Raw genomic sequence first — 25,807 nt, forward strand, 5'->3', positions numbered from 1 at the left:
GTAACCAATAAACAATAGTTACTTAAATATCAACCGTAATTTCAGTGACTGATCCTATGATTTTAATTCAATGGCTTTTCCGCGCAGTAGTGGTCTTACCCAGAAACGATTAGGATGTAAGGCATTTAACACACTATCTTCTACAGGAAATGGCTCATCAAAGATTTGGCTTGCTAAGATCTCCGCAGATAAAGGTGCAGAGCATAAACCACGTGAACCTAATGCACTAATAATATAAAGCTGATGATAACTCGGTGCCAAAATAGGTGTTTGCTTTCTACGCTTAAATCGATCTAAATGCGTATAGGCGACAACTAATTTTTCAAAATCGGGTACTTCACCTAATAAAGGAAGGTGATCTCTTATTGTACAGCGGATCCCGACACGCGCATCGTTATCACTAAAATCTACCTGCTGTGCCCAAGGTGATTGTGCTAAACAGTGCGTGAGGTGCCATTGATTATTTTGTTGCTCTTCAATTGAAACATTTAAATCTAGTCGATCTCGACGAAAGCTTGCCCCAACACAATGCAGATTATCTTGAGGATCAACCGGCGTAAAATAGCCATCATAGCAGAGCACCGCTTTTAATTGTGCGATATCAGGTGTCGTTGAAATATGGCTAACTTGACCCCTTACTGCACTGATAGGTAGTTTTTCACTTTGTATAAAATCAGTAATACGGTGCCCATTAGCTAAAATAACGCAATCATGTTGTGTTTTATACGTTGTTGCTTGGTGAGTCACCTCTAACTGCCAATGCTGTTGTTGTGAGGTTAATTGAGTGACTTGATGTTCAAAGAGTAGCTTGAGACCTTGTTGTTGTGCGTATTTTAATGCATTGGTGGTTAACTCTGTGGGAGAAAGCCAACCTGCTTGAGGATAAAAAAGACCATCTTGGTTGATAGCTAATCCACAAAGTGAATTCATTTCATCTTGATGAACATAATGAGCGAGTTGAGAAAAAGGTGTGGAATGCTCGATTATTCGCGCTATTTTTTTGCGTACTTTTTCATTATAGATAACTTGGGCAACACCAGACCATTGATGTGAAAAGTTGACGCCTTTATGGTTTAACTCATCATAATAACGGCGGGCATATAAAAAAGCGCTAGTGAAAAAGTGTTCTAACTCATCAGATTTACCATTAAGTAATGGGTATAACACACCCTGCCGATTGCCTGAGGCATTTGCCGCAGGATGTGTATCTTCACAATAGAGCGTGACTTTGGCGCCTCTTTTTAAGCAGGCGAGCGCAGTTAATGCACTGGCGATCCCCCCACCGATAATAGCGATATCTTTTCTTTGTGTAGCACAAGGTCTGGCATAGTAGGGAACAAATGCATTGGCAGGAGGATGGGGAAATACCCCTGTTAACATTTCTCTTTTTTGACCAAAGCCTTTTATTTTCTTTATTTCAAAACCAACATGTTGCAATCCTCGTTTTACTATCCCAGCTGCGGTAAAGGTGGCAAAAGTGCCATTTTCACGCATCGAGTCTGCCATTGCTTGAAATAATGTTTCACTCCACATTTGTGGGTTTTTACTTGGTGCAAAGCCGTCAAGAAACCACGCATCAACTTTATTATGTAAAGCTTGGCGAGTTTGTGGCAGTAATGTATTGATATCACCGAACCATAAATCAAGCGTTATCGCGCCATTAGCAAGAATAAGACGATGACAACCGGCAATAGGTAAAGGCCACTGTGCACAAAGCGCTGTTGAATATTGTGCTAGTTCTGGCCAATGGCTATGGGCTGTTTGCAAATCAGCTTTAGTCAGAGGAAATTTTTCAAAACTGACATAATGTAAACGCTTTAATGACGCATCAGGTGAGTGATGACGAAATTGCTCGAAGGCTTGCCACAGTGTTAAAAAGTTTAATCCTGTGCCAAATCCGGTTTCTGCTATAACACACTCAGAGCGTACATGTGTACCAAAACGAGATGGAAAATGATTTCCATGTAGGAATACATGTCGAGTTTCTTCAAGACCATCTTGGTTGGAAAAATAGATGTCATCAAACTGTTTTGAAATCGGAGTACCAAGTTCATTCCAACTTAAAGAGGCGGTATTTATAGCAGTGTTATTCACGGAACTACCTGTATTTTACCAAAAATAATGGGCTATCTTAACGCTGTTCTTAAGCATCTTCCACCTTTTGAGTACGCAGAGATTTTTCATATTATCTGCATTTTTGTAAAAAAGATCCTGATCGGACTTGTTCAGCGTACAAGTGTACGCTAAAGTGCTATTCAGAAATCCCGCAGCTACAACTATTATTGTAAAGAGGTATAAATGAAGCGCGCAGTGATCACGGGTCTGGGTATTGTTTCGAGCATTGGTAATAACCAGCAAGAAGTGCTGGACTCTTTAAAAGAAGGCCGTTCCGGGATAACTTTCTCAGAAGAATTTAAAGAGATGGGGCTACGTAGCCACATTTGGGGTAATGTTAAGCTTGATACTGAAGGTCTTATTGACCGTAAAATCCGCCGTTTTATGAGTGATGCATCGGTTTATGCCTATTTATCTATGCAACAAGCGATTGAAGATTCAGGTCTAACAGAAGATCAAGTTTCTAACATTCGTTCTGGTTTAGTTGTCGGCTCCGGTGGTGGTTCTCCTCGTAACCAAGTACAAGGTTCGGACGGCATGAGAGCTAAAGGTCTACGCGGTGTAGGTCCTTATATGGTAACTCGTGCAATGGCGTCTGGTGTATCAGCTTGTTTAGCTACACCGTTTAAAATTAAAGGCGTTAACTATTCAATTAGTTCAGCTTGCTCAACATCTGCACACTGTATTGGTCATGCGGTTGAATTAATTCAATTAGGTAAACAAGATGTGGTTTTCGCCGGTGGTGGTGAAGAGCTAAGTTGGGAGATGACCTGTGAGTTTGATGCTATGGGGGCACTTTCAACAAAATATAATGATACACCAACCAAAGCTTCTCGTACCTATGATAAAAACCGTGATGGTTTCGTTATCGCTGGTGGTGGCGGTATTGTGGTTGTTGAAGAATTAGAGCACGCATTAGCACGTGGTGCGCATATCTACGCTGAAATTGTCGGCTATGGTGCAACATCTGATGGTGCTGACATGGTTGCTCCATCGGGAGAAGGTGCCGTACGTTGTATGCAAATGGCAATGCAAGGTATTGATCATGTCGATTATATCAATACTCATGGCACATCAACGCCTGTGGGTGATTTAAAAGAGCTTGAAGCGATTGCTGAAGTTTTTGGAACTAAAACACCGGCTATTTCTGCAACTAAGGCAATGACAGGTCACTCATTAGGGGCTGCAGGTGTTCATGAAGCCATTTACAGTCTACTGATGTTAGAGCATGGCTTTATCGCACCAAGTATTAATATTGAAGAGCTTGATGATAAAGCGGATGGTATGAATATCATTACCAAACCAACAGAGCAAAAACTAGATACAGTGATGTCAAATAGCTTTGGTTTCGGTGGCACTAATGCTTCACTTGTGATGAGTAAGTATAAGAAATAGTTAGTTATACTTAGTTTTCCTTGTATAAATGATAAAGGCAGTTGCTTATAATAAGTGACTGCTTTTTTATTTTTTGTATAAATAAATTTGTTCTGCAAAATAAATAAAGATCCTTTTGGTTTTATAGAAAACTATGTTAAAAAAATGCTGTAAATATTATTAAAGCACAATCTTATTGATTGTCATTTTTTTATCATACAGAACCAATAGATAAAATAACTATCTAATTGTTTAAAATTAGTTGTTTTCACTATAATTTTAAATCAATCATTTAATTAAAAACTAATTTTATAGATTAAATCCTTTATTTTATAAATAGTTAACTTAATGAAAATATCGATAGCATTAAAAAGGTGAGGGGAAAAATTGATCTGGATTATTTTATATTAAATAAGCAGGAGATATTTAATATAAAAGTTGGTAATGTTTGCAACGGATACTTGTATTACTTTATATTTTATACTTTGATTTTCTTGCCTTGGTTTTTATTTATAAAAACTAGGGGAGCAAAGTGACCGGCTAATTGCTTAGCCGGTATTTTTTTATTTATAGTCTAGCTGACATTGACTCACATCTCCTGCTGACAATCTGCTTTTTTTGTGACAGATTGACGACGGAAATTCAGTGGTGCTCTTAGTTTTTGTACTAAGAATATTCCCAATAAAATAACGCCTCCACCAATAAAATGATAACTGTGCATCTCTTCACCTAGCACCGCTACAGCGATCATTGCGGTAAATAGAGGAATTAAATTCATAAAGATAGAGGTTGTATTTGCACCTAATTTCATTACACCTAAGATCCACAGATAAGGCGCTAAAATAGAGGCGCCAACCCCTGCAAAAATAACTAATCCAACATTATCTTTTGTTAATGCAATACTTTCTGCGGTAAGAAAATTAGGTATTAGTAATAAAACACCAAAACCTATTTGTACATATAGAGACTGCCAATTAGGTAAAGGAATTGACCAACGTTTGGTAAGTACTCCGTAAAATGCATAGGCAGTTGATGCGATAAACATCATTAATTCACCACGTCCTAATCCTTGAGAAAGGAGTTGTGAAGGATCACCGTGGCTGACTAACCAGACAAGTCCACTAATAGATAAAATAGTTCCGAGAGCTATCCCTACAGTAGGCACGACACGCAGTACAAAAATACTAATAATAACGGTTAATAATGGAATAAGTGAATTCAATATTCCCATAAAGGTTGCTGTCACATAATAAGCCGCATAGTAAGCTAAACTTTGATATAACCCCATACCTAATGCGCCGAGAATAAATAATTTCCACCAATATTGTTTTACGGTTTTACGATGATGCCAAACAGGGACTAACAGAAACGGCGTCATCAGTAAAAATGCTAAGAACCAGCGATAAAATGAGATAGCAGCTGGATCTATCACAGATGTTGCCGCTTTATTGACAACCGCATTAATTGACCAAATAAGTACCGCTAACAGCGGGAAGATTACACTTTTCATTATTCTCACATCTATTTTTAAACCAGATGGCTATTGTAAGCCTGTCTGATTAGATATATATAATGAAAAGCAGACAACCGATAGGTCAATAAAGACAAAACGATAAAAGAGCAACATTAAGATGACAATTGAACAACAAAAAGAGATGCAGTGGCTACTCTCTGATCCAGATACGGTTCGTTTTCGTGATGAGCAATTGCTTGCAGAAACTGAATTTCGTTATCATCAACATGAGTTTGGTCAATTGCTTTATGTGATCTCAGGAGTAATGGATTTAGAAGCTGGCGGGCAACGTTTTTTAGCGCCACCTGAATTTAGTGTATGGATCCCTGAAAAAGTAGGGCACGCAAGCTACAATAAAAAAACCTTATCTTTTAAGGTGCTAGATATTGCACCCAGTTGGTGTGAAGGTTTATTGGATAAACCCTGTCTTATTCAACTAAGTCCTATTTTTTCGACGATTTTTGCCGATTTCTTCCGTCGTGGCGTTTGTAAACCGCAAACAAAAGAAGATCTACGTTTATCTCAAGTGTTAATAGACCAACTAAAAGTATCTCCTATTCACCATACCTATTTACCTTCCTCAAAAGATAAGCTGTTAGCACCCGTTTTGGCAGCATTAGAGCAAAATCCTGCTGATAATACCTCATTAGAATTATGGGCAAAAAAACGTTATACCTCAGAAAGAACCTTATCACGTCGTTGTCAGCAAGAGTTAGGCATGTCTTTTAGTGAATGGCGTAAGCGATTACGTTTTTTACATGCTATCTCTTTGTTAGAGCAAGGAAAAAGTGTTAATGATGTGGCCTTTGATGTTGGATATAGCTCATCATCCTCATTTATTGCCATGTTTCAGCAATTTGCTGGAACAACACCAGAAAGATTTCGTCGCTTACCCAATGGTTAAGGTTTCTTTTCATATATTTACTTAAAATAGCGTCAGTTTTTATCGTCAATAATAGGCTTTACTTGGAATAAGTGGCAAAATAGACCGCTTAATTTTATTTTTGATCCTTTGTTTACACACATAAAAAACAAATCAGTGAGATAACACCGTGAAAATTCTGGTTGATGAAAACATGCCTTATGCGCAGCAGCTTTTTTGCCAATTAGGTGAAGTAAAAGCTGTACCGGGTCGCCCTTTACCTATTGAAGAGCTTGATGATACTGATGCATTGATGGTGAGATCGATTACTAAAGTCAATGCATCACTATTAGCGGGCAAACCGGTAAAATTTGTCGGCACCGCAACGGCAGGTTTTGATCATGTTGATACAGCATGGCTAGAGCAACAAAAAATAGCGTTTTCATCTGCGCCAGGTTGTAATGCGATCGCTGTTGTTGAATATGTCTTCTCTGCGTTGATGGTGTTTGCTGAGCAAGAAGGATTTCAATTAACAGATAAAACCGTTGGCATTGTTGGCGTTGGCAATGTTGGAGGGAGACTGGCAAAACGCTTACGCGCATTAGGTGTGAATGTACTACTTTGTGATCCGCCTAGAGCTGATAGAGGGGATGATGAACAATTTCATTCTTTAGAAACGCTATTAAAGCAGGCGGATATCCTGACTTTCCATACACCGCTAAATAAATCGGGTCGTTATAACAGTTACCATTTAATTAATGAGAGCAACCTCGATATTTTACCTGAAGGTCGTATTTTAATTAATGCAAGCCGTGGCGAGGTTATTGATAATGCTGCATTATTATCAGCCTTAAACCAAGGTAAAAAGTTACGCGTTGTTCTAGATGTTTGGGAGCCAGAACCCGATCTTTCTCTTGAGTTATTAAATAAAGTTGATATCGCAACACCACATATTGCCGGCTATACCTTAGAAGGGAAGGCGAGAGGAACAACGCAGGTTTATGAAGCTTATTGTGATTTTATTGGTCAACCTCAACACGTTGAATTATCAACACTGTTACCAAAACCGTTGATCTCCACAATTTCTGTACAAGGTGAATTAACTCAAACATTACTCAAACAGCTTATTCATCTTGTCTATGATGTACGTCGTGATGATGCACCATTGCGCAAAGTTGCCGGTATCAAAGGGAAGTTTGATAAGCTACGTAAGTTTTACCCTGTCCGTCGTGAATGGTCTTCATTACAGGTGGTATGTGATAACCCGACAACGGCGAGCTTACTCAATGCTATTGGGTTTAATGCAACACATAAATAAGACGTGACATTATTTAAACATTTTACTGTATTGGAGGATATTTTATGGGAGAGGGTTGGAATATTGCGCTTGTGGGCGCAACAGGTGCTGTGGGTGAAGCTATTTTAGAGCTTCTGCAAGAGCGTGATTTTCCTATTGGCGAATTAACGGCGATCGCCAGTGAAGACAGTATTGGCAAAACCATCCGTGTAAAGGGTAAAAGTGTTGCAGTACAAGGTATTCATAATATCGAATGGGCGGATATTCAACTCGCTTTTTTTGCCGCGCCGGTTGAGATTAGTGCGCAATACGCACAACTTGCAGCAGATTCAGGTTGTATTGTTATTGATTGCAGTGGTTTATTTGCGATGGAGTGGGATGTACCTTTAGTTGTACCAGGGGTGAATACATCTATGCTGGCAGAGTATCGTAACCGCAATATTATCGCTATTGCTGATAGCATGGTAAGCCAACTGTTACGCGCTATCTATCCATTAACCGAAGCCGCAGGCTTAACTCGCTTGAATGTGACAAATTTGATGTCAGTATCTCGTTTTGGTAAACAAGCTGTTGATGAATTAGCGGGGCAAAGTGCGCGTTTACTGAACGGTGTTCCTCCAGAACTTGGTCGCTTTAATAAACAACTGGCATTTAATATTTTACCATTGTTAGTTGATAATGAAGGCTCTATTCAAGAAGAGCGCCAAATGGTTGATCAGATCCGTAAAATCTTGCAAGACGATGGATTACCTATCTCAGTGACCACATTACAAGCGCCTGTTTTCTATGGTCATGCACAATCTGTGCAGTTAGAAACATCACGTCCAATGGGAAGTGAAGAAGCGCGGGAAACATTGCAAGAACATGACTCCCTCAATATCAGTGATGAAAATGATTTTCCAACCCAAGTCACCGATGCTTCCGGTAATGTTAGCTTGAACTTAGGTTGCTTACGCAATGATTATGGTGTGCCTGAAGCGTTACAATTTTGGTCTGTTGCAGATAACGTGCGTTTTGGCGGAGCATTAATGGCTGTAGAAGTGGCTGAAAAATTAGTGCAGGAGCAGTTTTACTGATGAACGACCAAGAGAGTGCTGATGTGATAGCGCAGTCAATCAGTGAGCCTGCGATTGCGACAGAAAGCACACCATTAAAGATAGCGCTAGGCATTGAATATGACGGTAGCCACTATTATGGCTGGCAACGTCAAAATGAGGTTCGTAGTGTCCAAGAACGGTTAGAAAAAGCGTTATCTCAAGTAGCAAATGAGCCTATCTCTGTTTTTTGTGCCGGCAGAACTGATGCCGGGGTTCATGCAACCGGGCAGGTTGTACACTTTGAGACAACGGCTCATCGCAAAGATGCGGCATGGACGATGGGGGTTAATACCCATTTACCACAAGATATTGCCGTTCGTTGGGTAAAAACGGTAGCGAATGATTTTCATGCTCGATTTAGCGCAACCGCAAGACGTTATCGTTATGTGATTTTTAATCATCGCTATCGTCCTGCAATTTTATCCTCAGGGGTAACGCATTTCCATTACCCTCTAGATGCACAACGAATGCATCAAGCTGCCCAATGTTTATTGGGCGAGAATGATTTTACCTCGTTTAGAGCCGTACAATGCCAATCTAGAACACCTTGGCGTAATGTGATGCATGTGAATGTTTCACGCTATGGTGATTATGTGGTGGTAGATATAAAAGCCAATGCTTTTGTCCATCATATGGTAAGAAATATTGTGGGGAGTTTATTGGAAATTGGCTGTGGTAATCAGGCTATTACTTGGATGGCTGAATTATTAGCCTTAAAAGATAGAACTAAAGCAGCAGCAACTGCAAAAGCAAATGGTTTATATCTTGTTTCGGTTGATTACCCTGAACGTTTCGAACTTCCTAAACCTGCAATGGGGCCGCTATTTTTAGCAGATAACCCATTTTAAATACTTTAAACATAAAATTACCCCGTTTTCTGAGGATTTATGGAATTATTAACGCAATTTGCTGATTTAATAAAATTTCTAATTGATTTTATTTTACACATTGATGTCCATTTAGCCGAGTTAGTCGCTCAATATGGTACATGGGTATATGCCATTCTATTTTTAATTATTTTTTGTGAAACGGGGCTTGTTGTCACGCCATTCTTACCGGGCGATTCGTTACTGTTTGTTGCGGGGGCTTTATCTGCGTTAGATACCAATGATGTTAATGTTCACCTAATGGTTCTCTTACTGCTTTTCGCTGCGATTTTAGGTGATGCGGTTAACTATTCTATTGGGCGCATTTTTGGTGAAAAACTCTTCAGTAACCCCAATTCACGTATCTTTAAACGAGAATACTTAGATAAAACCCATGCTTTCTATGAAAAACATGGTGGTAAAGCGATAATTTTGGCAAGATTTGTGCCGATTGTCCGAACTTTCGCGCCATTCGTTGCAGGAATGGGCAAAATGTCATATCGTCATTTTGCTTTTTATAATGTAACGGGTGCCATTGCATGGGTACTGCTATTTACTTATGCTGGATACTTTTTTGGTGACTTAGATATTGTTCAAAAGAACTTAAAATTGCTAATTGTTGCCATTATTGTTATTTCTATTTTACCTGGTGTTATCGAGGTGATACGCCATCGTAGAGCGAGTGCAAAGGCCAAAAAAGAGAGTGATAACCAAGAGGTTTGAGCAGTTATCATTAGCTTTTGCCGTAGAATAGCAATAATAAAGAGATGCGCTGAAATTCAGTAAGCGGTATCATCATAAACTTTGCTAACCACATAGCCAGTATATTGTGAGTTAACATGTTCACAATAATCTGCTTTAAATAATTAGGGTTGTAGCTAGGCGATAAGTGAATGCAGCACGAAAAGCACACCGACAAAGTAGGTGACTTGTGCAATTAAACGCAGTCAACATGCTGCAACTTAAAATATGACGAGTATAAACTGGCGAAGGTCAGATTCAGACGAAAAGGTCCGTTAATGAGCTGGATTGAAAAAATTCTTAATAAAAGCAATATCACGAGTTCACGTAAAGCCAATATCCCAGAAGGGGTTTGGACAAAATGTGATAGCTGTGGGCAAGTACTTTACCGCGCAGAATTAGAGCGTAATTTAGAAGTGTGCCCCAAATGTGATCATCACATGCGTATTTCAGCACGCCGTCGCTTAGAAACTTTTCTTGATACAGGAAGCACGACTGAGCTGGGCAGTGAGTTAGAGCCTAAAGATATTCTGAAATTCCGCGACTCTAAAAAATATAAAGACAGAATTGCTGCGGCTCAGAAACAAACCCATGAAAAAGATGCCCTAGTGGTGATGAAAGGTACGTTAAAAGAAATGCCTGTTGTGGCCGCATCTTTTGAATTTGCATTTATGGGCGGCTCTATGGCGTCTGTTGTGGGTGCGCGTTTTGTTCGTGCGGTTGAACAAGCATTAGAAGATAATTGTCCACTGATTTGCTTCTCTGCAAGTGGTGGTGCACGTATGCAAGAAGCATTGATGTCATTAATGCAAATGGCAAAAACCAGTGCCGCATTAGCTAAAATGCAAGAGCGTGGTTTACCTTATATCTCAGTGATGACCGATCCTACTATGGGTGGGGTTTCTGCAAGTTTAGCAATGTTAGGTGATATTAATGTTGCTGAGCCGAAAGCCTTGATTGGTTTTGCCGGTCCACGTGTTATTGAACAAACTGTACGAGAGAAATTACCCGCGGGTTTCCAACGTAGTGAATTCCTGCTAGAAAAAGGGGCGATAGATATGATAGTTCGCCGTCCTGAAATGCGTGATGAGCTAGCTGAATTACTGGCTAAGCTGACTCAGTATGATTTAGCGAAAGACGAAGATGAACTGCTAGGCGAAGAAATGATCGCTGATGACATCGAATCTTCTGACAATGAGCCAGAAATTAACATCGAAACGAATAAAAAAGAAGATGTCTAATATCATAACTGCTCCTCAAGCCACATCGCCTTTGTCGGTGTGGCTTTCTTATCTTGAACACTTACACTCAAGTGCTATTGATATGGGACTTGAGCGCGTGGGCAAGGTAGGTCAATTACTGAATGTATTACGTCCTGCCCCTAAAGTTATCACTGTATCGGGTACTAATGGTAAAGGAACCACTTGCCATATGCTCGAGTCAATTTTGATGGCTTCAGGATTGAAAGTGGGGGTTTATAGTTCACCTCATCTTGTCCGTTATACCGAGCGTGTTCGCATTCAAGGTAAAGAGCTTTCACCAGCTGATTTTTGTCAAGTATTTGCTGAAATAGAGCAAACCAGAGGCGATATTTCGCTGACTTTTTTTGAATACGGCACACTCGCCGCATTGAAACTATTTCAACAAGCTCAGCTTGATGTGGTTATTCTTGAAGTTGGGTTAGGGGGGCGTTTAGACGCGACCAATATTGTTGATGCCGATATTGCAGCTATCACCAGTATTGCCCTTGATCATACCGATTGGTTAGGGGCTGATAGAGAGCATATTGGTCATGAAAAAGCCGGTATCTTCCGTAAAAATCACTATGCTGTTGTAGGCGAGCCAGATATGCCACTGTCTATTGCACAAGTCGCGCAACAGAAACAGGCTAAATTATTTCGTCGTGGTGTTGATTGGTCATTTTCTATTGATGGTGATCACTGGCATTGGCGTAGTGCAGATAAACAGTTTGAAAAACTTCCCATCCCTAATATTCCCTTAGCCAACGCAGGTACGGCAATGGCAGTAATACGCTGCTTATTGAAAACCGATGATAAAGTGAGTCAAGGGATCACCCATCAAAGTATCGTTGAGGGAATGAGTAAAGCTCAGTTGCCGGGACGTTTTCAGATAATTTCGCAGCATCCATTAGTTATTTTTGATGTTGCTCATAATCCGCATGCTGCTGGATATTTAGCCGAAAAACTGGCGCAATTACCGCGTTATTCTGATACCAAAGTGCGCATTGTTGTTGGTATGCTGGGTGATAAAGATATTGCGGGTACATTAGCGTGTTTATCCCCTCAAGCCGATCAGTGGTATGTTGCACCATTGAATGAGTTTCGTGGCGCATCAGCTCAGGTATTAGCTCAGCACCTCGACTATCCGGCAGTATTTGATAGTGTCGAGCAAGCATGGCAACAAGCAATATCTGAGGCACAAAAAAATGATATTGTGGTTGTATGTGGATCATTCCATACCGTTGCTCATGTAATGGAACTATTGGAAAAGGAGAGTGCGAGTGGCAAGTAAATTTCAAAATCGCTTAGTCGGAGCCGTTGTTCTTGTGGCGGTAGGGGTTATTTTTCTTCCTACATTATTTGACGGCGATAAGAAATATAACGAAGACCAATTTGCCTCTATTCCTTTAGTCCCCAAACCCGGTGATGAGCAAGATATTGAATCAATAGCGCCGATTGAGCAAACCACGACACCGTCAACGCCATCAGAGGGTGCTTCTGAGGCGATGATCTCTGAAGCGGTGACGGGGGTTGAACAGCCTCAAGTTTCTACTCCTGAAGTATCGGAGCCTCAAGTAGCGCCATCAACACCGGTTGTTGAGCCACCTAAAGTGGTTAATCCGCCTGTAGAGCCACCAACTACCCCGCCACCGGCGGTACCAGAAACAACAGCACCGAAAGGTGAGGCTTGGGTTGTGCAGTTAGGTGCCTTGAAAAATGCGGCGAAAGTTGAAGAAATTATTGCAAAAATGCATCTCTCCGGTTATCCAGTATATACCGTGCCTGCTCGCCCTGTTTCAGGAAAAGTGACACGTATTTATATTGGGCCTAATGCCTCAAAAGCAGAGTTACAGGCGATGTTACCTCGCCTTAAAGAGCTAACAGGCTTGCAAGGTGAAGTAAGAGCCTATAAACCATAACTATGTTGATGAGACATCAGATGGATGAAGTAACAAGGTGTTAACTTATTGCGGCGATTATGATTTTTCATGTCGCCGTAAATTATTTTAAAATTATCGAAAATTAGGGTTACGCAAACGTTTTCGTTTTCTGTTAGAATGCTACCGTATTAATGCGGGGCATCGTTATTGGATAGAGATTTATGGTCTGGATAGATTACGCCATTATTGCCATTATCGGTTTTTCTGCATTAGTTAGCCTGATCCGTGGCTTTGTTCGTGAAGCATTATCACTTATCACCTGGGGTTGTGGTTTTTTTGTTGCAAGTCAGTTTTATCCTTATCTAGCCGTCTATTTTACTCGGTTTGAAGATGAGCTGGTTCGTAACGGGATTGCGATTGTCACACTGTTTATTGCAACGCTAATTGTCGGTGCGGTGATTAATTATGTGATTAGCTCTCTTGTTCAACGCACAGGGTTATCAGGTACAGATCGTGTGTTGGGGATCTGTTTCGGGGCTTTAAGAGGTGTGCTGATTGTATCAGCGTTACTTTTTGTCTTGGGTGCTTTTACTCCTATGGCAGACAGTGCCGATTGGCAACGTTCTGAGCTTATTCCTCAATTCAACCATATTATTAGGTGGTTCTTTGACTACCTACAAAATGCGTCAAGTTTCGTGTCGGAGAAAATGTAACCTCTCCGTCTGGCTGATGAGGATCTTTTCATGTGCGGTATTGTCGGTATCGCTGGAGTTAATCCAGTAAACCAATCGATTTATGATGCGTTAACGGTGTTACAACACCGAGGTCAAGATGCAGCAGGCATTGCAACAATTGATGAGAATAACGGTTTTCGTCTACGCAAAGCAAATGGGCTGGTGAAAGATGTCTTTGAAACGCGTCATATGTTGCGTTTAAAAGGAACTATCGGAATAGGACATGTACGTTATCCAACCGCGGGCAGTTCGAGTGCATCAGAAGCGCAACCTTTTTATGTTAACTCACCTTTTGGGATCACACTTGCACATAATGGTAATTTAACTAATGCGCATTTGTTGCGTCGTCAATTATTTGAAACTGCTCGTCGACATATCAATACCACCTCAGACTCCGAAATTTTACTCAATGTGCTAGCGTATGAATTAGATCGCTTCGATCATTTTCCGCTAGAGCCAGATAATATTTTTACCGCTGTTGCGGCTATGCATAAAAAATTACGTGGCGCTTATGCTTGCGTTGCTTTGATCATCGGCCACGGCTTATTAGCTTTTCGTGATCCTTATGGCATTCGTCCTTTAGTGTTAGGCAAACGTACTTTAGAAGATGGACGCAGTGAGTATATGGTTGCGTCTGAAAGTGTCGCTCTAGATACACTAGGATTTGAATTCTTGCGTGATGTAGCACCCGGTGAGGCTGTTTATATCACAGAGCAAGGACAACTGTTTACCCGTCAATGTGCTGAAAATCCGCAATTAGTGCCTTGTCTATTTGAGTATGTTTATTTTGCGCGCCCAGACTCTTTTATTGATAAAATTTCCGTATATAACGCCCGTCTACGTATGGGGCAAAAACTCGGCGCTAAAATTGCTAAAGAGTGGGAAGATTTACAAATAGATGTGGTGATCCCTATTCCTGAAACTTCTTGTGATATTGCATTAGAAATTGCTCATATCTTAAATAAACCTTATCGACAAGGTTTTGTGAAGAATCGTTATGTTGGACGTACTTTTATTATGCCTGGTCAGCAAGAGCGTCGTAAATCAGTACGTCGTAAACTAAATGCCAACCGTGCAGAATTTCGCGATAAAAACGTGTTACTTATCGATGACTCTATCGTACGTGGCACAACATCAGAGCAAATTGTTGAGTTAGCGAGAGAAGCGGGGGCTAAAAAAGTTTATTTTGCCTCAGCCGCTCCAGAAGTGCGTTTCCCTAATGTTTATGGTATTGATATGCCTAATGCCAATGAATTAATTGCTCATGGGCGTGAAGTGGATGAAATACGTAAACTGATTGGTGCTGATGGACTTATTTTTCAAGATCTCTCTGATTTAATTGCCGCTGTTCAAGAAGAAAATCCAGATATCAACCAATTCGAATGCTCTGTATTTGATGGTGTCTATATCACAAAAGATATTGATCAAGGCTATTTAGATTACCTTGAAAATTTACGTCGTGATGATGAACATAAAATTCGTGATCAACATGAAGCTGAGAACTTAGAAATCTATAACGAAGGCTAATTTTCCGTTAAAATAGTCACCTTTATCAAGCGTCGATGCTAGCGTAACACTACATCGGCGCTTGTTTTTTGAGGGTTAATCATCATAATGATTAACAAAGATATATATTCTGAGGATTATAATGAAAAAGCTGATTGTCGGGCTAACAGGTGCCAGTGGTGCAATTTATGGTATTCGTTTATTAGAAATACTTAAATCCGTGCCATCCGTAGAAACTCACTTGGTGATCAGTCAAGCGGCGCGTCGTACCATTTCATTAGAAACGAATTATTCTCTCAAAGATATTCATGCTTTAGCTGATATTATTTATGACGATCGAGATATAGGGGCGACTATCTCCTCAGGCTCGTTTCGGGTCAATGGTATGGTTATTTTACCTTGTTCGATTAAAAGCCTCTCCGGTATTGTACATAGCTATACTGATACGTTAGTGACACGTGCCGCTGATGTCGTGTTAAAAGAAGGACGTAAATTAGTGCTATGTGTACGCGAAACACCGTTACATTTAGGGCACTTACGTTTAATGACTCAAGCTGCTGAGCTTGGAGCCATCATTATGCCACCAGTACCTGCATTTTATTTTCAGCCTAAAACGATTGATAACATTGTTAATCAGACAGTAAATCGAGTGCTTGATCAATTTGACATTGACTTGCCGGATGATCTTTTTCAGCGTTGGCAAGGGGATAAACCTGCCCGTTGATCCCCTGTGTGACGAGTGACTATTTTTTATGGCGAATAATATCTTCTAAAGCGCCTTCCAGTTGTGGGTAACGAAAGCTGAATCCTGCATCGAGCAGTTTCTTAGGAAACGCTTGTTGCCCACCTAAAACTAATGTGGCACTTTCTCCCATCATTAATTTTAATATTGTGGCAGGAACCGTCATAAATGCAGGGCGTTTCAGTACGTGAGCTAAAGTCGTGGTAAATACTTTATTTTGTACTGGATGAGGGGCTGTCAGATTAAAGGCGCCTTGGGTATTGTTATTATTAAGTAAAAATACGATGGCATTGACCATATCATCAATATGTATCCATGGCATATATTGCTTACCATTACCTAATTTTCCACCTAAACCTAATTTAAAAGGCGGGCTCATTTTAGGTAATGCCCCTCCTTTTGTAGAGAGTACAATACCAGTACGTAGCAAACACACCCGTGTTAATGGCGTTTGTGCATCGAGTGCAATATTTTCCCATTTGGCACAGAGTTGATGAGTAAATTCATCCTTAGGTGGCGTCTCTTCAGTGACATTATTTTCACCTTGATCACCATAAAAACCCACCGCAGAGCCAGAAATTAAAACACTAGGGGGAGAGTCGCTGGCTTTTATTAAATCCACCAGCTTTTGGGTTAATTTGCATCGACTATTAACTAACGTTTGTTTTTGCTCCGGTGTCCAGCGTTTGTCTGCAATTGGTTCTCCAGCAAGATTAATCACTGCATCAAATTGGTTTAAGTTTTCTTTATCATCTAAATGCGTCCAACACGCCATTTCATTACAGAAATGAGAGTAGACTTTCTGTGGCGAACGGGAAAGTACGGTAATATTATGTTTATCTAATGCGAGTTGGCAGATAAGTGCTCTGCCAATTAATCCGGTTCCACCTGTGATAAGTATATTCATCACCATCCTCCTGATTACTCTATCCTAATTAAGGTTGTATCATCCTGATAGGTGAGATTAGTCACTAACCAAACAGTTTTTTGGCTGCTGGACGTTGGCTTATTGTATTTAGCCATTTTTCTACCGCAGGATAATCTGCTAGATCAATATGATGTGTGTCATGGTAACGAGCCCAAGTATAGGTGGCTATATCAGCAATGCTATAATCGTTTCCACCAAGATAAGGAGATTGAGCGAGTCGGCTCTCTAACACCTGATATAAACGCTCGGTCTCTTTTGTATAACGATTGATTGCGTAAGGTACTTTTTCAGGGGCGTAACGCGTAAAGTGATGATTTTGTCCAAGCATAGGACCAAATCCTCCCACTTGCCAAAATAGCCACTGCAGTTGGGTCATTTTTTCTCGCAGATCATGGCTAAGTAATTTGCCACTTTTTTCTGCTAAATAGATAAGAATAGCACCTGATTCAAAAATAGAGAGTGGCTCACCACCGTCAGCGGGAGCATTATCGACAATAGCAGGAATTTTATTATTGGGTGAAATAGCTAAAAATTCGGGTTTAAATTGATCACCTTTGCCAATATCAACATGATGCAAAGTATAAGGCATGGCGACTTCTTCGAGGAAAAGCGTAATTTTTTGGCCATTCGGGGTGTTTGCATAATAAAGATCGATCATAAAACCTCCGCAATAAGGTGATATTCAATAGCGTATATTTTACAGTCTGCCTAGTAACATCATAAAAAGCAAAAAATCGCAAGATGAATAAAGCAAATTACCTATGATTATTATAGTGGTGAAATATGGTGATTTTGGTATATTCAGGATAAAAATTACGATCGTTTAGCATCGATTAAAAAAGGTTTGTTGAGGATGGAACAAGAAAATACGGCAGTGGTCGAGTGGGTTGATATTGTTGATGAAAAAAATGAAGTTGTTGCACAAGCAACACGTCAACAAATGCGAGCAGAAAACCTACGTCACCGAGCAACTTATATTGTCGTGCACGATGGCATGGGAAAAATTTTGGCACAACGCCGTACTGAAACAAAAGATTTCTATCCAGGTTGGTTAGATGCAACCGCGGGTGGTGTAGTACAACAAGGTGAAAATGCACTCGAAAGTGCACGTCGTGAAGCAGAAGAAGAGCTAGGTATTGCCGGGGTTCCTTTTGCCGAACATGGACAATTCTATTATGACGATGAGAGTTGCCGCGTTTGGGGAAGCTTATTTAGTTGTGTATCACATGGGCCATTTGCATTACAGCCAGAAGAAATCGAGGAAGTATGCTGGCTTACTCCCTTAGAAATCACTGAACGTTGTGATGAATTTACCCCTGATTCACTTAAAGCACTCTCTCTATGGTTAACGCGAAATAATAGTACTCGCTTGGACACAAAAGAAACCACTGACTAAGGGGTACTTTGTCCGAGTTCTAAACGATAAGCATAGTTGATAACGGTATTTTCAAACATAGCGTTATCAACCTCATCACGTAAATGTTGCAATAGTGCAATTAGGTGCTTACCTGCCTCTTTACCTATTTTATGGTAATTAAAATGTATAGATGTCAGGGAAGGTGCTATTTGGGCGCTATTTTCAGAGCCTTCTAAGCAGGCGATAGCGAGATCTTGGGGAATTTTAATTAATCTTCGTTGGCACTCAAACATCATTCCCAAAGCAATACTCTCATGGCTACAAATAACGGCATCTAGTTCGGGCTGACGTAATAAAATCTCTGTTAATGCTTGTCGACCATATGCCATAGAAGCGGGGTCGGGCGTAGTAACACTTTGCTCAGCATTTAAATAATTTTTTAATAAAGCACGCGACCAGCCGGTAATTTGCTGGTGGTGTAAACGTTGTCCTTGTAGCGCACCAACATAGCCGACACAACGTTTACCTTGCTGAATTAAATAATGGGTTAAATCAAATGCCGCTTTTTCATAACCGCAATCAATACTTATTGCAGATTGCTCATTAGATTGACTCGCGACACTGACAACAGGCACATTGGCATTACTGATATGTAAGAACTGTACATCACTTAATTGGGAGCCAAAGGCAACTAATGCGGCAGGGTTACTCTGTAATAGCATGTTAATTACATCAGTCGCTTTATGGAGCTGATATTCATAACATCCCACTAATATTTGATAATGATGACGGCTGAGGATCTGCTGCAATGATTGCATAAAATCAGCACTGGCTTTATCAGTAAAAGAGGGCAGTAGTACAGCAATAATATGGCTTTGAGCGGAAGCTAAGGCCCCTGCTGAGGCATTAGGGATATATCCCAACTCTGCCACTGCTTGGTTAACTTTTTCTCTTAATTTATCCGACACTAATTCAGGCGTACGCAATGCGCGAGATACGGTCATTGAACCGACTCCGGCATGTTTAGCAACTTCTTGTAAAGTGACGCGACCTGTATTTCGGCGTTTACGTGTTTTTATCATCGTGATCAGATTTATTCGACTTTATTTTTAATTCGCAGATCCTACCTGAAATTTTCCCACTCTGCAGAAACAATACAGTGTCAATTGTTGCACTTGTTCGCAATTAACATTTCATCAAAATGATAGCGCTATCACAATTACACATAATCTATCTAGATAGCGCTACCATTAGTGATTATTATCCTTAATACAGAGATCAAAAAAGCACCTTACTGAGGTTATAAATATGCTTAAAACATTATTAACACCGGATGTGGTACAAGTGATCCCACAAGTCAAAGATTGGCGTGAAGCAATTAAAATCGCCTGTCAGCCATTAATTGACAAAGGTTGTATTGAGCCTCGTTATGTTGATGCGATTTATAAATCACACGAGCAAATAGGCCCTTACTATGTATTAGGGCCAGGTATTGCTATGCCTCATGCACGTCCTGAAGAAGGGGTTAATCAGCTCTCTTTAGCATTAACTATCATCGAAAAAGGGGTGGAATTTGGTGCTGATGAAAATGATCCGGTGAAACTTTTAATTGTTTTAGCGGCAACAGATAACGATAGCCATATTAATGCCATTGTGAAATTAGCTGAACTTTTTGATAACCAAGATGATATAGACACTTTGTTGCAAGCAAAAAGTAAGGCAGAAGTATTGGCTGTTATTAATCACTATTAATTCAATTTTAAATGACCAAGGGGAATATGATGAAAATTACCGTTGTATGTGGAAATGGTTTAGGCAGTAGCTTAATGATGGAAATGAGCATCAAAAGTATTTTAAAAGATCTGGCCGTCAATGCTGATGTTGATCATGTCGATTTAGGTTCGGCAAAAGGGACACCGAGTGATATTTATGTGGGAACTCGTGATATTGCGGAACAACTTAATGCTCAAGCGGTTAATGGCAAAATTGTTTCTTTAGATAATATGATTGATAAAGTTGCGATGAAAGAGAAACTTTCGACCGCATTACGTGAATTAGGCGCGCTATAAGGAGCCTAGTATGGACTTTTTCCGCTTTCTAATGAGCGATGTGCTTTCAGAGCCTGCTATATTGGTGGGTTTAATCGCATTGATTGGTTTAATTGCTCAGAAAAAACCTGCGACAGAATGTATTAAGGGCACCGTTAAAACCATTATGGGTTTTGTTATTTTAGGTGCAGGGGCAGGTTTAGTCATTAACTCGCTTGGTGATTTCTCAACGATTTTCCAACATGCATTTGGCATTCAAGGTGTTGTACCTAATAACGAAGCCATAGTCTCTATTGCACAAAAAAGCTTTGGTAAAGAGATGGCACTGATTATGTTCTTTGCCATGTTAATCAATATATTAATTGCACGCTTAACACCGTGGAAATATATTTTCTTAACGGGTCATCACACTTTATTTATGTCGATGATGGTCGCGGTGATTTTGGCAACAGCGGGTTTAGAAGGGGCGGTATTAGTTGCAGTAGGTTCATTAGTTGTTGGGGTATCAATGGTATTTTTCCCAGCTATTGCACATCCTTATATGAAAAAGATCACCGGCTCTGATGATGTCGCATTAGGCCATTTCTCTACTATTTCCTATGTTGTATCTGGTTTTATTGGTAGTAAATTTGGCAATAAAGCGCATTCAACGGAAGAGATGAATGTACCTAAGAGTTTACTCTTTTTGCGTGATACGCCAGTTGCGATCGCTTTCACCATGGGCATAATTTTTATTATTACGTGTTTATTTGCCGGTGACACTTTTGTTCGTGAAGTTAGTGGTGGTAAAAACTGGTTTATGTTCTCCTTAATGCAATCCATCACCTTTGCGGCAGGTGTTTATATTATCCTACAAGGTGTACGTATGGTGATTGCAGAGATTGTTCCTGCATTTAAAGGCATTTCTGATAAGTTAGTCCCCAATGCAAAACCTGCGCTTGATTGTCCCGTCGTATTTCCTTATGCACCTAATGCCGTTTTAGTCGGTTTTCTGAGTAGTTTTGCAGCGGGTGTCATTGGCATGTTTATTCTTTATGCTTTAGATTGGACTGTCATTATACCTGGGGTGGTACCTCATTTCTTTGTGGGTGCAACTGCAGGCGTATTTGGTAACGCCACAGGGGGACGCCGAGGTGCTATTTTAGGTGCTTTTGCTCAAGGTTTATTGATTACTTTCTTACCCGTATTTTTATTACCTGTACTTGGTGATATTGGTATTGCCAATACCACATTTAGTGATGCAGACTTCGGTGTGATTGGTATTCTATTAGGGATTATTGTTCGTTAATATTACTGACGTTGATATTACTTATTAGTGGAATTTTAATAAATGCTCGACTTTTTAACCAGTCGGGCATTTTTTTGGTAGAAATAGTGTATTTAAATCCTCTCTCTTATTGGCATTTATGCAGAGATGAATTTTTATATTTATTATCTGAATAATAATGCTATTATCCTAAGTGAATATTCACTATGTGTATATTTTTGTGCCTAATTAATTATAAAAATAGGTTTAACATCATAATCACTAAGGAAGAAAGAAGATGTCTTTAGCTATTCGATATCTTGCGTTATTACCACTTTTCGTTATTACTGCTTGCCAACAGCCTGTAAATTATAATCCACCAGCAACTCAAGTGGCTCAAGTTCAGCCTGCTATTGTCAATAATTCATGGATTGAAATTTCACGAAGCGCACTCGACTTTAATGTAAAAAAAGTCCAATCATTATTAGGTAAGCAATCCTCTCTTTGTGCTGTGTTAAAAGGAGATGCTTATGGGCATGATTTATCGTTAGTTGCCCCAATTATGATAGAAAATAATGTGCAATGTATTGGTGTAACAAATAACCAAGAATTAAAAGAAGTACGTGATTTAGGATTTAAAGGCCGTTTAATGCGAGTGCGTAATGCGACAGAACAAGAAATGGCACAGGCTACCAACTATAACGTAGAAGAGTTAATTGGTGATCTTGATATGGCAAAAAGATTAGATGCTATTGCCAAGCAACAAAATAAAGTCATTCCTATTCATTTAGCATTAAATTCAGGTGGCATGTCTCGTAATGGTTTAGAGGTCGATAATAAATCTGGGCTTGAAAAAGCAAAACAAATTTCTCAATTAGCTAACCTAAAAGTGGTTGGTATTATGTCTCATTATCCCGAAGAAGATGCTAATAAAGTAAGGGAAGATCTGGCTCGTTTTAAGCAACAATCTCAGAAAGTGTTGGAGGTGATGGGATTAGAGCGTAACAATGTCACATTACATATGGCAAATACCTTTGCGACAATTACCGTGCCTGAGTCATGGCTGGATATGGTACGTGTGGGAGGTATTTTTTATGGTGATACCATTGCGAGTACAGACTATAAACGTGTGATGACCTTTAAATCCAACATTGCTTCAATTAATTATTATCCTAAAGGTAATACGGTTGGTTATGATCGTACTTACACATTAAAACGTGACTCAGTACTAGCCAATATTCCTGTAGGTTATGCAGATGGTTATCGTCGCGTTTTTAGTAATGCGGGGCATGCGTTAATTGCTGGGCAACGCGTACCTGTTTTAGGAAAAACATCAATGAATACCGTTATGGTTGATATTACCAGTCTTAACAATATCAAACCAGGTGATGAAGTTGTATTTTTTGGCAAACAAGGTAATAGCGAAATTACCGCAGAAGAAATTGAAGATATCAGTGGTGCATTGTTTACCGAAATGTCAATTTTATGGGGAGCAACCAATCAACGGGTATTAGTTGATTAAGCTAGGTTGTGAGTGTTAGCAAATAATAAAAAGGCGATTGAAAATAACAATCGCCTGATATTATTGATAATTTAAAGCTATAAATTATCAGGTAACCCATAGGCCACTAAGCTATCGCCCATTTTAGTACCAAATGAACCATGTCCGCCGGCCATAATGACCACATATTGCTTACCTCCAATAGAGTAGGTCATTGGCGTTGCTTGTCCACCTGCGGGTAATCGTGCTTCCCATAACATTTTGCCATTCGTCACATTAAATGCTCGAATATAATTATCCTGAGAAGCAGCAACAAACATCACATTACCTGCGGTTGAGATAGCGCCTCCTAGCCCAGGAACACCAATTTTTAATGGTGGTAATTCCACTAAATTAGGCAAACTATCCCTAATGGTGCCAAATCGTTGTTGCCAAACAAGCTCATTTTTTGTTAAATCAACACCAGCAACAAATCCCCAAGGGGGTTGTTTACAAGGTAATCCTAGTGGTGATAAGAATGGATGAATATCAACACTATAAGGTGTTCCCGTCATGGGTTGTAAACCTTGCTCTCCGTGGCCTGCGTCAATTGCTTGACTGTCTTGAGGATCTTTTAAATAAAGTTTTGAGATAAAGGGCAAAGTAATAAAGTTCATTACCGCGACTTGTCTATCTTGATTAACAGAAATACCGCCCCATTCAAAAATACCGAGGTTACCAGGAAAAACAAGCGTACCGTTTTCTGATGGTGGTGTATAAATTCCCTCATAATTTAACTGATGGAAGGCGATACGACATAACAGCTGGTCTGCCATTGTGCCACCCCACATATCTGAACCTTGCAACTTATTTTTGGGTGCTAAATTAAGTGCTGAAAAAGGCTGAGTGGGTGAGTAATGCTCACCTTGTGTTTGTGGACCATATTTGACACTGGTAGGAACTGGTTTTTCTGTCACAGGAACAATAGGTGTACCGTCTCTTCTATCAAGAACAAACACATTCCCTGTTTTCGTGACGATATAAATGGCAGGTATTGTTTCATTTTTATCAGTTTTGATATCAACCAGTGATGGTTGCGAAGGAACATCCATATCCCATAAATCATGATGGGTGGTTTGGAAATGCCACAATAGCTCGCCTGTCGATCCTTTTAGTGCTAAAACTGAATTAGCGTAACGCTCTTTTAATGGATGACGATCGCCTCCCCAAATATCGGGTGTACCTACTCCTGTCGGAATATAGACCACATCCGTTTGTGCATCATAAGCTAAAGGCGCCCATGCATTAGGGGAGTTATGAACAAATTGAGTCTCTTTACCTGGCATCGCATTGGGATCTTCTGCGCCAGTATCAAATACCCATATTAATTTTCCGCTATTAACATCATAGCCACGGATCACACCAGAAGGCTCTTGAGTTGATAAGTTATCAGTAACAGAGCCACCAATGATAATAGTATTACCGGTGACGATAGGGGGAGATGTTGGGTTATATCCACCCAAATAAGCATAAGGCATAGAAGCTAACAGATTGATTTCTCCATTCTGACCAAAATCACGGCATGCATTACCCGTTTGCGCATTAACTGCGATTAGGCGGCCATCATTGACTGGAAGAAAGACTTTTTCAGGACATTCATCTGATATGCTTGGTTGGCGAACGTCGAGGCTTTTGGCAAATTCGGCACTATTATTTTGATTATAATAGGCAACCCCTCGGCAAGTCATATGCTGGAAGCTTTTGTTATATTGCAATTTAGAATCAAAACGCCACTTCTCTTTACCTGTTGCGGGATCTAAGCTAATTAAATATTGGTGAGGTGTACATAGAAAGAGATTATCTTCAATTTTTATAGGCGTAACTTCGTTGGTTATCTCAACGGCATCATTAGCCCTTTTTTCATCACCGGTATGAAAAGTCCATTTCTCAACTAACTTATCAACATTATCACTGTTGATTTGAGTTAATGGTGAATAGCGTATTCCGGCTTGCGTTCTGCCATAAGCGGGCCAGTCATTATCATTTACTCCGATAGGAGATATAGAGTTGGTGGGCTGTTGTTGTGTAAATTGACCATTAATGGCATGAGGATCGGTTAGTGAACTACCTAATATAATGATAAGTGTAGTGGCTAATAGTGTGAATAAGCCAATTTTATTGGTACGACAAGTGTAAACATTATTATTGAGTGTGAAAGGAATAAGGAGTAAGCCTAGAATAAAAATAATATCTAAGCGAGGGGCGAGTGCCCAAAAATCAAATCCTGACTCCCAGATACTCCAGACAATCGTTATTAAAAATAGAAAGTTAAAGAGTAATAGGGTGCTTTTCTTTCGACTTAGAAAGCAAGCTGCAATAATAAGAAGCATGACACCGGTAAAGAGATAAAAAGGCGATCCTGCTAATGAAACTAAATACCCTCCGAGTACAGTAAAGTAAAGAGCCAATATTGTGAGTATGATGAATACTATCCATCGATAGAAATGTGATATTTTCATAATGCTATCGTCCTATTCTTTCTTACCATCTTATAAATAGAATAGACAATAATTTATTAGCTCACCTGTTTGTCTCTAACAACCATTACATTAATATGCATTTATGAGAAATTTTAATATAAAACACTAGTATTGAATGTAAGTGATATGATTATTTAAAGTAGGGTGCTTGTGAACACAAGGCGCAACAACGTTGGCGAGAAATTGTGGGGGAAAATTCCCCCACAAAGCTATTTATCGCAAGATAAATTCGCTTGAACT

General features: G+C 39.9%; 23 protein-coding genes. 17 read left to right on the forward strand and 6 right to left on the reverse strand.

All coding sequences use genetic code 11. The annotated features are described in order from the left end of the window. Positions 1-54: 54 nt before the first annotated feature. Positions 55-2,094 carry a bifunctional tRNA (5-methylaminomethyl-2-thiouridine)(34)-methyltransferase MnmD/FAD-dependent 5-carboxymethylaminomethyl-2-thiouridine(34) oxidoreductase MnmC gene (gene mnmC / locus GWI58_RS00075; protein ID WP_161768789.1) on the reverse strand — a complete coding sequence of 680 codons (2,040 nt, stop codon included), beginning with the start codon at positions 2,092-2,094 and terminating at the stop codon, positions 55-57. Between the two features lie 204 nt (positions 2,095-2,298). Between mnmC and fabB the strand changes: the two genes are divergently transcribed. Beyond that, the gene (fabB, locus tag GWI58_RS00080) at positions 2,299-3,510 is read left to right on the forward strand and encodes a beta-ketoacyl-ACP synthase I (protein ID WP_036971797.1); all 1,212 of its coding nucleotides are present in this window, start codon (positions 2,299-2,301) and stop codon (positions 3,508-3,510) included. A 568-nt stretch (positions 3,511-4,078) separates the two neighbouring features. On the opposite strand, the gene GWI58_RS00085 is transcribed toward fabB, so the two are convergent. Then, entirely contained in the window at positions 4,079-4,999 is a 921-nt protein-coding gene (locus GWI58_RS00085; protein WP_004248401.1) for a DMT family transporter, read from the reverse strand. Positions 5,000-5,120: 121 nt separating this feature from the next. Between GWI58_RS00085 and GWI58_RS00090 the strand changes: the two genes are divergently transcribed. The 11 genes from GWI58_RS00090 to GWI58_RS00140 all read left to right on the forward strand — a co-directional run bounded on the left by GWI58_RS00090 (position 5,121) and on the right by GWI58_RS00140 (position 15,950). Further along, positions 5,121-5,906 carry an AraC family transcriptional regulator gene (locus GWI58_RS00090; RefSeq protein WP_004248400.1) on the forward strand — a complete coding sequence of 262 codons (786 nt, stop codon included), beginning with the start codon at positions 5,121-5,123 and terminating at the stop codon, positions 5,904-5,906. Positions 5,907-6,054: 148 nt separating this feature from the next. Continuing rightward, positions 6,055-7,182: a 4-phosphoerythronate dehydrogenase PdxB gene (gene pdxB, locus GWI58_RS00095; protein WP_094960094.1), complete on the forward strand. Its 1,128-nt coding sequence runs from the start codon at positions 6,055-6,057 to the stop codon at positions 7,180-7,182. 44 nt (positions 7,183-7,226) lie between these two features. Then, positions 7,227-8,237 carry an aspartate-semialdehyde dehydrogenase gene (locus GWI58_RS00100; protein ID WP_004243737.1) on the forward strand — a complete coding sequence of 337 codons (1,011 nt, stop codon included), beginning with the start codon at positions 7,227-7,229 and terminating at the stop codon, positions 8,235-8,237. Continuing rightward, positions 8,237-9,106, forward strand: a complete 870-nt coding sequence (gene truA, locus GWI58_RS00105) for a tRNA pseudouridine(38-40) synthase TruA (RefSeq protein WP_004248399.1) — start codon at positions 8,237-8,239, stop codon at positions 9,104-9,106. Before GWI58_RS00100 ends, truA begins: the two co-directional genes overlap by 1 nt. A 39-nt stretch (positions 9,107-9,145) precedes the next feature. Beyond that, on the forward strand, positions 9,146-9,847 hold the full coding sequence (locus GWI58_RS00110) for a DedA family protein (RefSeq protein WP_004243735.1): 702 nt from the start codon (positions 9,146-9,148) through the stop codon (positions 9,845-9,847). Between the two features lie 296 nt (positions 9,848-10,143). Continuing rightward, the gene (gene accD, locus GWI58_RS00115; RefSeq protein WP_004243734.1) at positions 10,144-11,106 is read left to right on the forward strand and encodes an acetyl-CoA carboxylase, carboxyltransferase subunit beta; all 963 of its coding nucleotides are present in this window, start codon (positions 10,144-10,146) and stop codon (positions 11,104-11,106) included. Further along, complete coding sequence (gene folC / locus GWI58_RS00120) at positions 11,099-12,397, forward strand: bifunctional tetrahydrofolate synthase/dihydrofolate synthase (protein ID WP_036918656.1); 1,299 nt, start codon at positions 11,099-11,101, stop codon at positions 12,395-12,397. The genes accD and folC overlap by 8 nt, the downstream gene beginning before the upstream one ends. Further along, complete coding sequence (gene dedD, locus GWI58_RS00125) at positions 12,387-13,025, forward strand: cell division protein DedD (protein WP_017827871.1); 639 nt, start codon at positions 12,387-12,389, stop codon at positions 13,023-13,025. The genes folC and dedD overlap by 11 nt, the downstream gene beginning before the upstream one ends. A gap of 182 nt (positions 13,026-13,207) precedes the next feature. Then, on the forward strand, positions 13,208-13,699 hold the full coding sequence (gene cvpA / locus GWI58_RS00130) for a colicin V production protein (protein WP_004243731.1): 492 nt from the start codon (positions 13,208-13,210) through the stop codon (positions 13,697-13,699). A 30-nt stretch (positions 13,700-13,729) separates the two neighbouring features. Further along, entirely contained in the window at positions 13,730-15,247 is a 1,518-nt protein-coding gene (gene purF / locus GWI58_RS00135; protein WP_004243730.1) for an amidophosphoribosyltransferase, read from the forward strand. Positions 15,248-15,368: 121 nt separating this feature from the next. Further along, positions 15,369-15,950: a UbiX family flavin prenyltransferase gene (locus GWI58_RS00140; RefSeq protein WP_094960092.1), complete on the forward strand. Its 582-nt coding sequence runs from the start codon at positions 15,369-15,371 to the stop codon at positions 15,948-15,950. Positions 15,951-15,969: 19 nt separating this feature from the next. Here GWI58_RS00140 and GWI58_RS00145 read toward each other — a convergent pair whose 3' ends face one another. Then, on the reverse strand, positions 15,970-16,875 hold the full coding sequence (locus tag GWI58_RS00145; protein WP_094960091.1) for a TIGR01777 family oxidoreductase: 906 nt from the start codon (positions 16,873-16,875) through the stop codon (positions 15,970-15,972). A gap of 64 nt (positions 16,876-16,939) precedes the next feature. Next, positions 16,940-17,554, reverse strand: coding sequence for a glutathione binding-like protein (locus GWI58_RS00150; protein WP_004250689.1), 615 nt, complete (start codon positions 17,552-17,554; stop codon positions 16,940-16,942). A gap of 195 nt (positions 17,555-17,749) precedes the next feature. On the opposite strand from GWI58_RS00150, the gene yfcD reads away from it, so the two are divergent. Continuing rightward, positions 17,750-18,292, forward strand: a complete 543-nt coding sequence (yfcD, locus tag GWI58_RS00155) for an NUDIX hydrolase YfcD (protein ID WP_004243726.1) — start codon at positions 17,750-17,752, stop codon at positions 18,290-18,292. Here yfcD and GWI58_RS00160 read toward each other — a convergent pair. Next, positions 18,289-19,335, reverse strand: coding sequence for a LacI family DNA-binding transcriptional regulator (locus GWI58_RS00160; RefSeq protein WP_004243725.1), 1,047 nt, complete (start codon positions 19,333-19,335; stop codon positions 18,289-18,291). The genes yfcD and GWI58_RS00160 overlap by 4 nt on opposite strands. 226 nt (positions 19,336-19,561) lie before the next feature. Here GWI58_RS00160 and GWI58_RS00165 point away from each other — a divergent pair, with 226 nt between their 5' ends. The 4 genes from GWI58_RS00165 (at position 19,562) to alr (ending at position 23,069) form a co-directional block, all read left to right on the forward strand. Beyond that, complete coding sequence (locus GWI58_RS00165) at positions 19,562-20,005, forward strand: PTS sugar transporter subunit IIA (RefSeq protein WP_004243724.1); 444 nt, start codon at positions 19,562-19,564, stop codon at positions 20,003-20,005. A gap of 29 nt (positions 20,006-20,034) precedes the next feature. Beyond that, positions 20,035-20,322, forward strand: coding sequence for a PTS sugar transporter subunit IIB (locus GWI58_RS00170; RefSeq protein ID WP_012368108.1), 288 nt, complete (start codon positions 20,035-20,037; stop codon positions 20,320-20,322). Between the two features lie 10 nt (positions 20,323-20,332). Further along, positions 20,333-21,589: a PTS ascorbate transporter subunit IIC gene (locus tag GWI58_RS00175; RefSeq protein ID WP_004243721.1), complete on the forward strand. Its 1,257-nt coding sequence runs from the start codon at positions 20,333-20,335 to the stop codon at positions 21,587-21,589. A 256-nt stretch (positions 21,590-21,845) separates the two neighbouring features. Beyond that, the gene (gene alr, locus GWI58_RS00180; protein ID WP_110229086.1) at positions 21,846-23,069 is read left to right on the forward strand and encodes an alanine racemase; all 1,224 of its coding nucleotides are present in this window, start codon (positions 21,846-21,848) and stop codon (positions 23,067-23,069) included. A 77-nt stretch (positions 23,070-23,146) separates the two neighbouring features. Here the strand turns inward: alr and GWI58_RS00185 are convergent, their stop codons facing one another. After that, positions 23,147-25,546 carry a membrane-bound PQQ-dependent dehydrogenase, glucose/quinate/shikimate family gene (locus GWI58_RS00185; RefSeq protein ID WP_049256233.1) on the reverse strand — a complete coding sequence of 800 codons (2,400 nt, stop codon included), beginning with the start codon at positions 25,544-25,546 and terminating at the stop codon, positions 23,147-23,149. Positions 25,547-25,807: the final 261 nt, after the last annotated feature.

Origin of the sequence: Proteus sp. G2674, from assembly GCF_009915195.1 — a bacterium.
Taxonomy (GTDB): domain Bacteria; phylum Pseudomonadota; class Gammaproteobacteria; order Enterobacterales; family Enterobacteriaceae; genus Proteus; species Proteus mirabilis.